General features: G+C 64.1%; 13 protein-coding genes. 9 read left to right on the top strand and 4 right to left on the bottom strand.

Annotation, left to right across the window (positions count from 1 at the left end):
• Window positions 1-6: 6 nt before the first annotated feature.
• The 9 genes from P4U43_RS08975 to P4U43_RS08935 all read left to right on the top strand — a co-directional run bounded on the left by P4U43_RS08975 (window position 7) and on the right by P4U43_RS08935 (window position 10,553).
• Complete coding sequence (locus tag P4U43_RS08975; RefSeq protein WP_277358428.1) at window positions 7-1,416, top strand: MFS transporter; 1,410 nt, start codon at window positions 7-9, stop codon at window positions 1,414-1,416.
• 385 nt (window positions 1,417-1,801) lie between these two features.
• A complete protein-coding gene (locus tag P4U43_RS08970; protein ID WP_277358427.1) occupies window positions 1,802-3,310 on the top strand; it encodes a bifunctional 3-(3-hydroxy-phenyl)propionate/3-hydroxycinnamic acid hydroxylase in 1,509 nt (502 codons plus the stop codon).
• Between the two features lie 42 nt (window positions 3,311-3,352).
• Complete coding sequence (locus P4U43_RS08965) at window positions 3,353-4,291, top strand: VOC family protein (RefSeq protein ID WP_277358426.1); 939 nt, start codon at window positions 3,353-3,355, stop codon at window positions 4,289-4,291.
• 30 nt (window positions 4,292-4,321) lie between these two features.
• Complete coding sequence (locus P4U43_RS08960; protein WP_277358425.1) at window positions 4,322-5,353, top strand: fumarylacetoacetate hydrolase family protein; 1,032 nt, start codon at window positions 4,322-4,324, stop codon at window positions 5,351-5,353.
• Window positions 5,350-6,225 carry an ABC transporter substrate-binding protein gene (locus P4U43_RS08955; RefSeq protein WP_277358424.1) on the top strand — a complete coding sequence of 292 codons (876 nt, stop codon included), beginning with the start codon at window positions 5,350-5,352 and terminating at the stop codon, window positions 6,223-6,225. Before P4U43_RS08960 ends, P4U43_RS08955 begins: the two co-directional genes overlap by 4 nt.
• Window positions 6,226-6,375: 150 nt before the next feature.
• The gene (locus P4U43_RS08950; protein WP_277358423.1) at window positions 6,376-7,392 is read left to right on the top strand and encodes a fumarylacetoacetate hydrolase family protein; all 1,017 of its coding nucleotides are present in this window, start codon (window positions 6,376-6,378) and stop codon (window positions 7,390-7,392) included.
• Window positions 7,392-8,000 (top strand): cupin domain-containing protein, encoded by a 609-nt coding sequence (locus P4U43_RS08945; RefSeq protein ID WP_277358422.1) that lies wholly within the window; start codon window positions 7,392-7,394, stop codon window positions 7,998-8,000. Before P4U43_RS08950 ends, P4U43_RS08945 begins: the two co-directional genes overlap by 1 nt.
• A complete protein-coding gene (locus P4U43_RS08940; protein ID WP_277358421.1) occupies window positions 7,997-9,967 on the top strand; it encodes an acetoacetate--CoA ligase in 1,971 nt (656 codons plus the stop codon). The genes P4U43_RS08945 and P4U43_RS08940 overlap by 4 nt, the downstream gene beginning before the upstream one ends.
• A gap of 424 nt (window positions 9,968-10,391) precedes the next feature.
• On the top strand, window positions 10,392-10,553 hold the full coding sequence (locus P4U43_RS08935) for a hypothetical protein (RefSeq protein WP_277358420.1): 162 nt from the start codon (window positions 10,392-10,394) through the stop codon (window positions 10,551-10,553).
• Between the two features lie 311 nt (window positions 10,554-10,864).
• On the opposite strand, the gene P4U43_RS08930 is transcribed toward P4U43_RS08935, so the two are convergent.
• The 4 genes from P4U43_RS08930 to P4U43_RS08915 all read right to left on the bottom strand — a co-directional run.
• A complete protein-coding gene (locus tag P4U43_RS08930; RefSeq protein ID WP_277358455.1) occupies window positions 10,865-11,167 on the bottom strand; it encodes a DUF4193 domain-containing protein in 303 nt (100 codons plus the stop codon).
• Window positions 11,168-11,437: 270 nt separating this feature from the next.
• Window positions 11,438-13,180: an IlvD/Edd family dehydratase gene (locus P4U43_RS08925; protein WP_277358419.1), complete on the bottom strand. Its 1,743-nt coding sequence runs from the start codon at window positions 13,178-13,180 to the stop codon at window positions 11,438-11,440.
• Complete coding sequence (locus P4U43_RS08920; protein WP_277358418.1) at window positions 13,177-14,331, bottom strand: acyl-CoA dehydrogenase family protein; 1,155 nt, start codon at window positions 14,329-14,331, stop codon at window positions 13,177-13,179. The genes P4U43_RS08925 and P4U43_RS08920 overlap by 4 nt, the downstream gene beginning before the upstream one ends.
• Window positions 14,332-14,345: 14 nt before the next feature.
• Window positions 14,346-14,808, bottom strand: a 463-nt coding sequence (locus P4U43_RS08915) for a CoA transferase (protein WP_277358417.1), incomplete at its 5' end; no start/stop codon positions are given.

Below are 14,808 nucleotides of genomic sequence, written 5' to 3'. Positions count from 1 at the left end.
CGGGGCTTGAATAAGAGAGATGAACACGCCAAGCAGTCTTCCGGCAGGTCGAGCACTGAACGCCTGACCCCCAGGCACTGGATCTACTTCACCCTGATCACGCTCGTCCTGCTCTCCGATGGCATGGACGTCACCATCGTCAGCCATGTTTTTCCCACACTCATCAAAAGCTGGGGCGTCTCGGTAGGGGGAGGCATCGCCTTCGTGGTCGCCGTTGGCTTCCTGTCCATGGGCCTTGGTGCCGTGGTCGCGGGCGGTTTGTCTGACAGGTGGGGACGCAAGTCTGTCCTCATTGGCAGCGTGGTCGTCTTCGGAGGGGCCACCGCTTTGGGCGGAACGGCCGGCGACTTTACCGCATTCGCCGCTTGGCGGATTCTGGCCTGCTTGGGGATGGGTGCTGCGATGGCATCCGGAAACACGCTACTGGCTGACCTCATCCCGGAACGACGGCGCGCTGCACTGCTCGCAACGGCCTACGCCGGTGTGGGCTTGGGGACAACGGTCGGCGCGGCTCTCGCGGGGACCTTGCTCCCGACCTCCGGGTGGCGGGTGCTCCTCGTGGTCGGCGGCCTGATTCCGCTGGCTATCATCGCAGTGCTTGCGGCAGTGGTCCCTGAATCCCCTGCCTTCGTCTCGGCCAAACGCCGGACGGGCGGCGCAGCGTTCCCTGCGAGCCAGGGACAGGAAAGGCGCGCTCACGGATCATCGGTTCTGCGTCCAGGGTTCGAGGCACCAGTCAGTAGTACCATCCTGGCACCTCCTCTGACGCCCACGACGGTCCTGCTATGGCTTTTCGGCTTCTTCTCCCTGGGCACCCAGTTGCTGATCGCCCAGTACTTGCCGACCTTGCTGCAGCTTCCCGTCCCGGGGCTCGATACCCTGCAGAGCAGCACCATCGTCGGGGTCTACGGCTTTGCGAGTGTCCTGGGCGGGGTAATACTTGGCGCCATCCTGGCCAGGGCGTCACGTTTTCTGATCATCGGGATTGTTCTCGGGTTGGCTGCCGTCATGTCTGTCGTGGTCTACCTCCTGCCCGATCCGGAATTCGGTTCACTGATCGTGGTCTTGGGGATCACCGGGTTCATTCTGCCAACTGCCTTCGGTCCCACGCGGAGCGTGCTGGCCGCCATGGCCTACCCGGCCCACGTACGGGGCGCAGGAATCGGCGTGGCAGAATTCGGCGGACGGCTGGGAGCGGCTGCTGGCGGCGTTGCCGGTGGCACGCTCATCGCCGCCGGAACGGGACTCTCTGGCCTGTTCTTGATCCTACTGTTGCCCATCGGCGTCCTTCTTGGTTCGCTGGCCGGGCTTCGCCGGCAGGCGCGGCGAACCCGGCTGCCCGAACCAACGGGGGTCAGCCCGACTGGCCCCGCCCCTGCAGAAGGTGCCACCGCCCGCGCGACCGCCGCGGAGTGAACTTCGGAATACCCATACGCCCAGTGCCGAAGCGGGGGAGTCTTACCCCAGGACCTCTTCCGCGCCTTGGATGCCGACCGGCGCGGAACCGGGACATACAAGGGGAGGGGCTCATCGAAAATGAGCCCCTCCGGATCACGGCCAAATCTGGTTCAATCCTTCAACTGCAGGCTGGTCGGCCGATGCCGAAAGACTTCTCCGCGGGCACCACTGACGGCGGCCGCAGGCTTTCCGGCGGACGCCATTGGGAGTTCTGCCGTATCAGGACCAGTTGGAAGGCCCGGGAAGCGGAGTTCCATGGGCGGTGGGCATCCAGAGCTTGTCCGATTGAGTGAGCGGTGTTACATTTATACGAAACGATACGTACTGCACACGAAGGAGTGAGATGGCAAACGTCGTTGATGTTGACGTGGTTGTGATTGGGGGAGGACCCGTGGGTGTCACCGCCCTGGCGTTGCTGGCACGCGCGGGCCTGAGTGCCATCGGGGTGGAACGCGAGGTCCAAGCTTGGCCCACCGCCCGTGCGGTCCATTTCGACGGGGAGACCTTCCGCACCCTCCAGTCGCTGGGAGTGGCCGACCGCTTTGCCGAGGCCACATTGCCGATGGCCTCATTTCACATAGAGAACGAGGAGCGCGAAGTCCTGGTGTCTGTGGCGACCGGTCAGCTCGGGTCCCAGGGGTGGCACGATGACCTTACCTTCCACCAACCGGACATCGAAGCCCTGCTTCAGGAACTCGTCCAGGAGTTTCCCGGCGTCGAACTCCGTCGCGGCACCACCGTGCGCTCCGTGCGCAATGCGGGGCAGTGCGTAGAGGTCGCCGTGCGTGACGCTGACGGCGGAGATTCCCTCATCCGGGCCCGCTGGGCCATCGCGGCGGACGGGGCACGCTCGCAGAGCCGCCAAACGCTGGGTATCGAGTGCGAGCAGCTGGGCGAGGATGCCCAGTGGCTGGTCGCGGACGGATTCCTGGAAAACAGCCCGGGTCTATCCTCCGACATGATCTTTCTAGGTCACCACACGCGGCCCGCCCTGTGGATTCGACTCCCCGGCAAACGGGTGCGGATGGAGTTCATGTTGATGCCGGGGGATGACCCCGAGGAAATTGCAACTCCTGCAGGGGTTGCAAGGATCAGCCACGGCGTGCTGCCGGCAGACAAGTTCACTGCGGACCGGCTGGCAATATATACCTTCCGGGGGCGCATCGCGCGGCAGTGGCGGGCCGGGAACATTTTCCTGGCCGGGGACGCCGCCCATCAGGCTCCGCCGCTGTTTGGGCAGGGGCTATGCGCCGGAATTCGTGATGTCGCCAACCTGGTGTGGAAGCTCGATGCTGTTAAACGCGGTGCGGCCGACGAAAGCCTCCTAGACACGTACGAGAGCGAGCGCATGCCGCACGCACGTTTCTGGGTCGAGCAGGCAACCCGTGCCGCGGGCTTTATGCAAACCACCGATGCTGACGTTGCCAAGCAGCGCGATGCCTTCATCCGCTCAAACCCCGCAGCTTCGGGACCGCCGGACCCCCCTGCTTTGGGACCGGGCCTGCACGAGGGCGGCACCGACCAACGTGCCGGCCGGCTCGGTATGCAACCGGTCCTCAGCGACGGAGTTCGCCTGGATGACATGGTGGGAAGCCGCTTTCTGGTGGCAACAACCCGTGAGCTCTACAAAGCGGTCCCGGCCGCGCTGCGGGAGCAACTCGAGGACCATAGCGACATCGTGGTCCTCTTCGACCCCGCCAAGGTCGGCCAGATCCTTGCAGCCGCCGGTGCCCAGGCCGTCGTCGTCCGCCCGGACCGCTACATTCTGGGCCTCGGCGACACCCCCGAGGCCCTGGAGCGCCTCATCCGCAGCATTCCGCAGGTCGGCCGCAACGTGCCGGCACGCATCTGAACCCATATCCGCGTCAAACGGACAGAAACACAGGAGAACATGATGGCATTCAGCCCAATCACGCACCTGAGGCATTTCGACATCGCGGTGCCCGACTACCAAAAGCAGGTTGAGTTCTACAAAAACCACTGGGGACTCACCGAAATGGAGAACGACGGCGGTGTGACCTACTTCGCCGCCGAAGGCTCCCCTGAACAGTATTCAGTCCGCGTACGCCAGGCCGAGGAGAAGCGCCTTGACATGGTCGCGTTTGGCGCGGCAGACAAGGCTTCCGTGGACCAGCTCGCCTCGGACCTCATTGCCAAGGGTGTCAAGCTCATTGGCGAACCCGATGACGTCAGGACCCTCGGTGGCGGGTACGGCTTCCGGTTCTTCGACCTGGAAGGACGCACCATCGAGGTCTCCTCTGACGTCGAGGTCCGCAAGCACCGCAAGATCGAGGAACGCGAGGCGATCCCAGTGCGGCTCTCCCACGTGGTACTCAACTCTCCGGAACCGGAGAAGATGCGCGCCTGGTATGAGCAGCATCTGGGCTTCCGCCTCTCCGACACCCTGAACCACCCGCACATGGGCGACCTCTTCTACTTCATGCGCTGCAACGCACAACACCACTCGATAGCAATCTCCCGCGGCCCCCATGCCTCGCTGCAGCACGCGTCCTTCGAGCTGCGCGGCATCGACGAGTATATGCGCGGCAGCGGCAAGCTTTTGCGTTCGGGGTTCAAGAAGATCTGGGGCCCAGGCCGCCACAAGGCCGGGGACAACACCTTCACCTACTTCCACGATCCCAACGGGAACACCATGGAGTACACCACCGAGCTGGATTCGGTGGATGAGGACACGTGGCATCCCAGCATCTTTGACACGCGCGAGCCCGAGACTTCCGATCAGTGGGGAACCGGCGGCGACATGGACGAATTCATCGCCCGCGAAATGTTCAACGACCCCGACAAGGGCCTGTTCGTCCCACCACCGGTATAGCGCCACCCAACAATGACCAATGGAGGATTCATGGAAGAGGCACACGTGACGGGATTCATGCTCGGCACCTTCGAGGACGGCGGGGAGCAATTTCCCGGTGCCGTGTTCGGGGAAACCGTCGTTGACCTGCGCACGGTGGTGCCGGGCATCAAGCGGATCGGGGACCTTTTCGCGGACTGGGATGCACACCTGGAAACGTTCGAGTCTATCGACCCGGCAGCCGCGGGCACACGCCCTCTCGGGGGGCTGAAGGTGCTGCCGCCGGTGCAGCCGGTGGGCACCATAATCGCCGCTGGAGCGAACTACCGCGAGCACGTCCTGCAGATGAGCGTGGCCCACAAGCTCGGCAAGGAGGGCGCCGACGCGGCGCAACTGGCTGCGGACGCGGCAGCCGAAATCGATGAGCGCGGCCGCTCGGGCGACCCCTATGTCTGGACAGGGATCCCCTCGGCCGTCTGCGGCGCCTACGACGACGTGCAATTGCCCGATGTTGGCGGCAACGTCGACTGGGAACTGGAACTCGGCGTGGTCATCGGCCGCAGGGCGCACCGGGTCGCCGTCGAAGACGCTTTCGACTACGTCGCCGGGTACACGATTGTCAACGACATCACTTCGCGCACGCTTGTCCCGCGCAATGACATTGCCATGATGGGCACCGACTGGTTCCGGGCAAAGAACCAGCCGACATTCTTTCCCACCGGTCCCTACGTGGTGCCGAAGCGGTTCATCCCGGACCCGGCGAAGCTCCGGATCCGCCTGAGCCTCAACGGCACGCCGATGCAGGACGCTCTGGCCGATGACCTGCTCTTCGACATCCCGAGCCTGATTGCCTACGCCTCCTCGATGGCCGTGCTGCTGCCAGGTGATGTCCTTATTACCGGTTCCCCCGCAGGCAACGGTTCCCACTGGGGCCGTTTCCTGAGAGATGGCGACGTCATGGAGGCGGAAATTTCTGGTCTCGGCATCCAGCGTTCAACGGTCCGTGGGCCCAGCGGGCAGTTGCCTCCCTGGTATGTGGACCGCCCGGTCGCCGTGGCAGCGGTCGGCGGGGCAGCCTCATGAGCCTGCGCCAAAGCCACTTCGTTCCGCCGGTGTCCTATCTGCTGGCGGCCGAGCTGGGATTCCTGCGAGGCGCGGAAGTAGTGCCCACCCGGACCCCCTCGAGTGCCGAGCAGCTGCGTGCCCTGCTCGCCGGCGAACAAGACATGGTGGTCACTGCCATTGACAACCTGTTTGAATGGACCCGGGCAGGGGCCGACCTGCGCCTGGTGGCCCAGGTAGAAGCGACCACGCCGTTGGGAATCCATGCCCGCGGCGGCGCGGACTCCCTCACGGACCTGGCCGGGTGCCGGTTCGCAGTTGACGCCCCCGACAACGGTTTCGCGCTCATCGCAAAGCGCCTGTTGCGGGACACCGGTGTCGAGGTTGACTACGTGGTGGTCGGTGGCGTGCGCGAACGCCTTGACGCGCTGCTCGATGGACGCGTGGATGCGACCCTGCTCGGGCCGCCGTTCGACAAATTTGCCGAAGAGGCCGGCTTCGCCCGCGTGGTGGATGTCCACGCCCTGCTGCCCGACCTGCCGGGGCAGGGCTTGGTGGTCCGCGCCGAGGTTCTTGAGTCCGAGGAGCTGAAAATCTACCTGCGCGCCCTGGTGGCCGGGGTGGTTGCAGGAGAGTCCATGGCCGAGACGCAGGGCATTGAGTTGCTTGAACGGTGCGGCTACCAAGCAGCGGCCGCGAGTGCCTGGGACTCACGGGCCCGCACACTTGCGGTGAACCGCCACGGACTTCAGCTGCTCACCGAGATTCGTCGAAGCCTGGACATGCTTCCGCCGGGCATCGGCCTGGAGGAACTCTGTGATGCTCGCCCGTTGCTGAGCGCCACGCGCTCCGCCGCGGCCGGTGACCTGAGCGTCAAGGCCGAACTGCCTTAGTTGGTTGGTCCGGTCCTGCAGCCGAGGGGCCGCCAGGAAAGTGGGGCGGCGAGCCACCTGCACAGCCTTCACACCACGAAGTTATCCCTTGCAACTCCAGCCACTCGATGCGATACTGTACGTATCGTATGATCTCGAAGAGGAGTACCCATGAAACTGGGACGTATAGCAGTGCCCACACCCGACGGCGAACAGATTCGACTCGTCTCAGCACAGCCGGAACAGGGACGGGTCGTTGACCTTGCCCGCGCCTACGCCCTGACCCTGCAGCGCAAGGCTGCAGAGCCGGAACGTGCCCGTGCACTCGCCCTGGCGGTGCTTCCCGGAAGCCTGGCGGCGGGAATCGGGGGAGGCTCCATCTTCCTGGACGCCGCGCACGATGCGCTTGCTGCGGCCGACGACGCTTCGTACGCCATTGACGAGGTCTCGTGGCGCGCGGCGGTCGATGCCCCGGTCATTCGCGACGGGCTGACCTTTGAGCAGCACATCCAGAACTTCCACCGCACTGTCGCCAAGGCCCAGCCTGCGCGGTCAATCTACGAACGTCCGGGGTATTTCAAGGGCACCACGGCCATGTCCTACGGCCACAACCAGGTCCTGCCCTACCCTGACTTCACAGAAGCCCTCGATTGGGAGCTCGAGGTCGGCTACGTCGTGGGCAAGTCCGGCAGTGACCTGACCCCGGAAACGGCGCTGGACCACCTCTTTGGGATAACAATCTTCAACGACTTCAGCGCACGCGACGTGCAGGGTGCGGAAATGGCCATCGGCATGGGCCCGCAGAAGTGCAAGGACTTCGGCTACGGCATTGGCCCCTGGGTCACCACCATGGATGAAATCGATTCCATCGAGGGTTTGCGCGGCCAGGTCCGCGTCAACGGCGAGGTTCTCTCCGACACCAAGGTCGAGGACTTCGTCTACACCCCCGCCGAGCTGCTGGCCTACGTCTCGATCTCCGACCGCCTTCAGCCGGGCGACATCATTGGATCAGGCACCATGGGCTTCGGGGCCGGCGTTGAAATCGGAAAATTCCTGAAACCTGGCGACGTCATTGAACTCGAACTCGAAGGCGTCGGCACGTTGCGCACACCGATCTCCACCGAACGCCAGAAGGCCCCCTGGTGGCCCGAGCCGCGCACCTACCCACACGAAGATTGGGTGGTCTGATGACCCGCACCCCAGTACGCCGCGTCGTCACCGGGCACAACGACCAGGGACGCGCCATCATTCTCTCCGACGGTGCCGCCCCCAACCACTGGTCCTCGGAAGTGATTTCGGGATTCGGCGCCACCGTGCCCTGGCTGACTGCAGCCGGACCCATAGATCACGTCAGCGACGCGGACCCGGCCACGGCCGACGCCGAGATCCCCAGCTTCCCCGCCCCCGGCGAGACGATCCTCCGCATTGCAGACTTCCCGCCGGACGCCGTCTATCCGGACGAAGCGGGCTCGGTGATCTTCAGCGAGCTCGACGGGCACCGCGAGGCCGAAGCAGGTGCCGAGCACAGCGGCTCCAAGCATTTCTGGTTCCACCGCACTAACTCGCTTGATTACGCCGTCGTGCTCGAGGGCGAGATCACCCTGCTGGTCGATGAGGGTGAGGCGACCATGCGCGCCGGCGATGTCGCCGTGCAGCGTGCCACCAGCCACGCGTGGTCCAACCGCACAGATCGCACGGCCCGGGTCCTCTTCGTGCTGATTGGAACCGAACCCCTCACCGCAGCCCAGATCGCCGATAAGCGCCAAATGGCCTCTAGACCCCTGGAGAGCGCATGATCACCGACGCCCATGCCGCTGACGGCGAGGTGATTTGGCAACCGGAACCGGAGGGCAGTGCGGAGACCGGCGTCGGTCGCTTCGCCGCCTTCCTAGACCGGCAGGGCATTGATGTCGGTACAGGGTACAACGAGCTTTGGCAATGGTCGGTGGATGAGCCCGAGCAGTTCTGGGAACTCTTTGCCCGGTTTGCGGGAATCGAGTTCGGCGGGACCGAAGGACCTGTTTGCACCGCCGAGCCCATGCCGCACACGCGCTGGTTTCCGGGGCGCACCCTCAACTTCGCCCGTCACCTGCTGCAGGGCCACGAGGGAAACGCACTTATCGTCCTCTCCGAGGACGGCACGCGTGAGGTCATCACCTGGGATACGCTCCGGCGCGAGGTGGCGTCCCTCGCCGAGCATCTTCGTTCCCGCGGAGTGGGCCAAGGGGACCGGGTCGTGGCCATTCTCCCCAACGTCACCGAGGCCGTCATAGGGCTGCTCGCCAGTGCCTCGATAGGAGCGATCTGGTCCATCTGTGCCCCCGAGTTCGGCCCCGGTGCGATCGTTTCGCGGTTCGCCCAGCTCGGCCCTAAGGTCGTCATCGCCGCCCCGGGCTACATGCTCGGCGGGAAGGACCGGGACCGCCGCGGGGAACTGGGGGAGATCTTCGCCCAGCTTCCCACCCTCGAGCACGTGATCTGGGTGAAGCGGCACACCTCCGTGCCGAGTATCCCAACCCCGGTACCGGCTATCGACTGGGCACAGGCCGTGGTCGAACCGGCGGAGCTCGCCTTCGCGGACGTCGAGTTCAGCCACCCCCTGTGGGTCCTGTTCTCCTCCGGGACAACAGGCGTACCCAAGGGCATCGTTCATGGCCACGGCGGGGCGCTGCTTGAGGAAATGAAAATGCTCCTCATCCACTCCGACCTGCGGCCCGGGGACCGTTACCTCAACGTTGCCTCCACGAGTTGGGTGCTGTGGAACTCACTGATCTCTGCCTTAGCCGTGGGAGCGACTGCAGTGCTCGTGGACGGAAACCCCACCTTCCCATCGCTCGACCGGGTGTGGCAGATTGCCGCAGCCGAGTACGTCACCGTCCTCGGCGTTGGGGCCGGATTTGTCCACTCCTGCGCGAAGTCCGGTCTGGTGCCAAAAAACGACCATAACCTCGGTGCCCTGAAATCCCTTCAGGTCACCGGATCGCCGCTCTCGGCCGACGGCTACCGCTGGGTTTACGGCAACGTGGGTGACATCTGGTTGAGTTCGATGAGTGGTGGCACCGACATCGCCTCCATCTTCGTAGGAGGATCCCCGACGCTACCGGTCCATGTCGGTTACATTCAGGCCCCGGCCCTTGGTGTGCGGGTCGAATCGTGGGATGACGCCGGCAATCCCACCCGTGGCAAAGGCGAACTAGTGGTGACCAAGGCAATGCCCTCGATGCCGCTGAGCTTCTGGGGGGACGACGGCAGCAGGTACCACGAGAGCTACTTCGCGATGTATCCGGGAGTGTGGCGGCACGGGGACTACATCGAATTCACCCATCAGGGCATCCTCATCCACGGCCGTTCCGACTCGACTCTCAACCGCAACGGGCTACGGCTCGGCTCGGCAGACATCTACACGGTGGTTGAAGCGCTGCCCGAAGTTACCGAGGCCTTGGTTGTCGGTGCGGAACTTGGCACTGACTACTACATGCCGCTGTTCGTCCACCTGGCCGAGGGAGCTAATGCGGAGGTGGCCCAAGAGTCGATCACCAGATCTATCCGTGAAAACCTGTCCGTCCGATACTTGCCTGACGAGATCATCTTCATGCCAGGAATCCCGCACACCCGGACCGGAAAGAAGCTGGAGGTCCCCATCAAACGCCTTCTGCAAGGCGCGCAGCTGGAAACGGTCGCGGACCTCGGGTCAGTGGATGATCCTGCGCTACTGGCAGAATATGCCCGGTTTGCCCTTGAACGGCAGACGGTCTCACCCTAAGCCGCCCTCTACCGGCCCACGGCGCCGAGGATGCCGTGGGCCGTCGTCATATGACATGAGTGCAGTACTCTGTATCTGCGTTCCTCGTCGCGGACGCAGACTCAATTCAGGCCACCGGCACAGATAGCTGATTTCCATCCTAGTTACCCTGGTGAATCCAAACGGGCATCCGCTTCGGGAAAAAGCGCCCTAAACGGTCGCCGGACGCAGTCAGTTCCGCCACGCACTCTCCCACTCATTTTGAAACGCCGATAACGGATATTTTGTTACCTTAGGCGCCGGGGCCAGGGGATTACCTGCTCGAGAAGTCCTACGTTTGCCTTGATTGGACAGTGCAACCTGCGCGGGATAGTTTCAGGGCAACACCCCCTGGTGCTACCGCCGCATACCGCTGGCGGGAATCCTACGTATCGAAGGCGCCGACGTGAGTGCAACCCATTTTGATGGCTTCGTTCAGGACTCGCTCAATAGCGATCCGGGCAGTGATAAGGGGTTGGATTCTGAAGAGCTGTTCGGTCTGTACACCAGTTGGTGCCTGCCGGCGGCGGCAGATTACATCCTCTCCAGCGCACCAGACCTTGTCTGAGGATGGCAGGGAACCTCTTGACATCAGCGGTCCACTGACCGACTTTTTGTCCGGCGTAGCCCAATTGGCGAAGCTCCGGTCAAATAGCGGTTGACCGGAGCTCCGGTCCATTATGCATCCTAGAAGCTTGGAATTGACGGGGAACCAAACAGCCGGACCGGGGCTTCGTCAAAGAGGCAAGTACTAGGCCGTCACCAGGCTCCTACAGACCCCGATGGCCGGCGCCTCGTTCGGCCGGGCTTAGCAAGCAGGGGAGGGGCCATGGGCGGTTTTTGCCTGGCGATGTCCTCTGGGGCGAGGCTAGGGGATGCTTAGCTTTCGCACTCGATGCAGTACGAATGGCCGTTGCTCTCGCGCGCGACCTGGGAGCGGTGACGGACGAGGAAGCAGGAATAGCAGGTGAACTCGTCCGCGGCCTGCGGAATGACCTGAACGATGAGTTCCTCGGCGACGATCTCCCCACCAGGGGTAAGACCCTCATCGAGTGCGTCTGCTTCGTCCAGTTCATTGACAACGCTGCGGGCATCCGGGGCATTCGCAGACTGCAATGCCTCCAGGGAACGTTCCTGCAATTCCTTAACGTCGGAACGGACTTCGTCGTAATCGGCTGCCACTTCGATGACTCTCATTTCTGATGTCTTGGGCTCTTCTTTCTGACGAGACTGCAACGTGCCCTAACGCACCGTTGTTCCCGAGTCAGGGGAAACTGGATGACGTCCAAGGCGTGGCTGAGCTGTTTTGACCTCCGCGGTTTTGCCAACATGCCACGAAATGAGGGCAGGAAACGACCCCTCTTGCAGCCACTCCCCCGGGCCATTTAAAGAGCCGATAACCGCCGTTACGTCAACAAAAGGCACCTTGTGGAGGGCAAGATCGGCCCGACATCAGCAACTCGACTTCCTGCGCGATTCATTTGAAGGCTGAAGGAAGTGGAAGTCGCAGCCCTCGTTCGCCTGAGTTACCTCCTGCACGTACAGGCGCCGGTAACCACGTTCCGGGACGTCGGGTGAGGCTGGGCCGAGCTGTAACTCGCGCTGCGCCAGCTCGTCCTCTGACACCTCCAACTCCACCAGCCGTCGTCTCACACTCAGTGTGACCGTGTCTCCAGTCTGCACCAGCCGCAGCGGCCCACCCACCGCAGATTCCGGCGTCACATGCAGCACCACCGCTCCGGCCGCAGTTCCGGACATACGCCCGTCCGAAATTCGAACCATGTCTTTCACGCCCTGGGCAGCAAGCTTCTTCGGGATCGGCAGGTAGCCGGCCTCGGGCATTCCGGGGTTACCCACGGGGCCGATGTTCTTCAACACCAGGACCGAATCGGCGGTGACGTCCAGCGAAGGGTCGTCGATCCGGGCAGCAAGGTCAGCCGCGTTCTCGAACACCACGGCCGACCCCGAATGCTCGAGCAAGGCAGGAGAAACCGCCGCCTGCTTGATGATGGCCCCGCCCGGGGCCAGATTCCCACGCAGCACCGCCAGACTGCCTTGCGGGTAGATCGGATCCGACAGCGGCCGGATGATGTCCTGCGGGAAGCCCGGCCCGGCGTCGTCGATTTCTTCGCCCAGGGTCCGCCCGGTCACGGTCAGCACATCGCGGTTGATCAGCGAACCCAGCTCACGCAGCACTGCAGGAACACCGCCGGCACGGTGGAAGTCCTCCATGTAGTACTTACCCGAAGGCTTCAGGTCCACCAGCACCGGCGTCTCGGCACTCATCCGATCCAGCTCGTCCAGCGACAGCTTGATGCCAAGCCGCCCCGCCACAGCGGTCAGGTGAATGATCGCGTTCGTCGAACCACCGATCGCCAGCAGCATCCGCAGGCCATTCTCAAAAGCCTCGGGCGTCAGGATCGACGACGGCGCAACCCCAGCAGTAGCCAGAGCAACAGCCTGAGTTCCGGTAGCCTCGGCTATCCGCACCCGGTCCGCCGTCACAGCCGGCGCCGATGCGGACCCCGGCAGCGCAATCCCCATCGCCTCGGCTATGCACGCCATGGTGCTCGCCGTCCCCATCACCGAGCAGGTGCCGACGCTGCCCACCAGGCGGGAGTTCACGTCGTCGATCTCTGGTTTTGTGATCTCCTGCGCACGGAACTTGCCCCAGAACGCCCGGCAATCCGTACACGCACCAACCCGCTCGCTGCGGTACCCGCCGGTCAGCATCGACCCGGTCACTAGCGAAATCGCCGGCACACCGGCCGACGCCGCACCCATCAGCTGCGCCGGTACCGTCTTGTCGCACCCGCCGATCAGCACGACGGCGTCCATCGGCTGCGCACGGATCATCTCCTCCGTGTCCATCGACATCAGGTTCCGCAGGAACATGCTGGTGGGGGAGGAGAAGCTTTCGTGCACCGAGATGGTTGGGAACTCCACCGGTAGCCCACCGGCCAGCATCACGCCGCGCTTCACGGCCTCGACCAGCGCCGGCATGTTGCCGTGGCACGGGTTGTAGCCGCTGCCGGTGTTCACAATGCCGACGACGGTTCGGTCCAGCGCATCATCCGAATATCCGGCGCCCTTGATGAACGCCTTGCGGAGGAACAGCGAGAACTCGGCGTCGCCGTAGCTGGTGAGGCCGCGGCGGAGGCCGGTGGGTTCAGGCGTGGGGGAGGAGTCACTCATCGGAACGCAGGCGTCCCCGTGATGTGGTTGCCCAGGATCAGGGTGTGTACCTCGTCGGTGCCCTCGTACGTACGCACACTCTCCAGGTTGTTCGCGTGCCGTAGCGGGGAGTAGTCCAGCGTGACGCCGTTGCCACCAAGCATCGCCCGGGCGTCCCGGCAAATCTCGATCGCCTCGCGGCAGTTGTTCAGTTTGCCCACGGAGATCTGGTACGGCTCCAGCGTCCCGGCATCTTTCAACCGGCCCACCTGCAGCGCCAACAGCATGCCCTTGTTGATCTCGAGCGCCATGTTCACCAGCTTCTGCTGTGTCAGTTGGTACCCGGACAGCGGCTTGCCGAACTGCAGGCGCTCCTTCGAGTAGTTCAGCGCCGCCTCGTAGCTGTCCCTCGCCGCACCCATCGCACCCCAGATGATGCCGTACCGCGCCTCGTTCAGGCACTCGAACGGCCCGCGCAGCCCCTTGGCCTTCGGCAGCATCGCCGACTCAGGCAGCCTCACATCCTCGAGGGTGATATCGCACTGGATCGACGCTCGCATCGACAGCTTCTGCGTAATCGGCGTCGCGACGAACCCCGGCGTATCGGTGGGCACCACGAAGCCGCGGACGCCGTCGTCGGTCATCGCCCAGATGATGGCGACCTGCGCCACCGAAGCCAGCCCGATCCACCGCTTGGCGCCGTTCAACACCCAGTCGGAGCCGTCCTTCTTAGCGTTGGTGATCATCGACCCGGGATCGGAACCGGAACCGGGCTCGGTCAACCCGAAGCAGCCAATCACCTCGCCCTTGGCCATCCGCGGCAGCCATTCGTTCTTCTGCTCCTCGGAGCCGTGCTTGGCGATGGCGCTCATCGCCAGGGAACCCTGCACGCTCACGAACGTGCGCAGACCGGAGTCACCCGCCTCGAGCTCCAGCGCGGCAAGCCCGTACTCCACCGAACTGCGTCCCGGGCAGCCGTACCCCTTGATGTGCATACCGAGGAGCCCCAGCTCAGCCATCTTCGGCACGATCTCCAGCGGGAACACCGCGTTGTCATACCACTCGGCGATGTTCGGCTTGATTTCGGTATCCACAAAGGAACGGACTGTGGAGCGGAGGTCAATCTCCTCCTGTGACAGGAGCGAGTCGATGGACAGAAGGTCAACAGTCATGGTTCAACGTACTTTCAGTGAGAAGTGGTGGTGGTCGACAGCGCGGCGAACGTCGCATCGTTGTGTTCGCCGAGCAGCGGCGGCAGGCGCCGGTAGCTGGCAGGAGTCTCGGACAGGTGGATCGGGTTGGCGACCTGGTGGCTGGTGCGCGGGCCGGCGTCGTCGGCCATTTCGACGGCGGGATCAAGCCCCAGCTCCTGCGCCAGTTCCAGCGCCTCCACAATAGAGTTCACTTTCCCGGCCGGAACGCCCTCCTTCGACAGGACGGCGGACCACTCGGCGGCGGGCCGTTTGGCCAGCTGCTCCTCGAGGAGCGCCTTGAGTTCATCGCGGTGCGCCACGCGCTGGGTGTTGGTCTCGAACCGGGGATCCGTTGCCATCTCAGGCACGCCGAGGATCCGCACCAGGCCGGCGAACTGCCGGTCGGTCCCGACGGCGACGGCCAGCGGTCCGTCCGCGGTGGCCAGCGTCTCGTAC

Source organism: Arthrobacter vasquezii (assembly GCF_029455255.1).
Taxonomy (GTDB): domain Bacteria; phylum Actinomycetota; class Actinomycetes; order Actinomycetales; family Micrococcaceae; genus Arthrobacter_D; species Arthrobacter_D parietis.
Note: the sequence above shows the minus strand (reverse complement) of the source record. Positions and strands in the feature narration are given on the sequence as shown.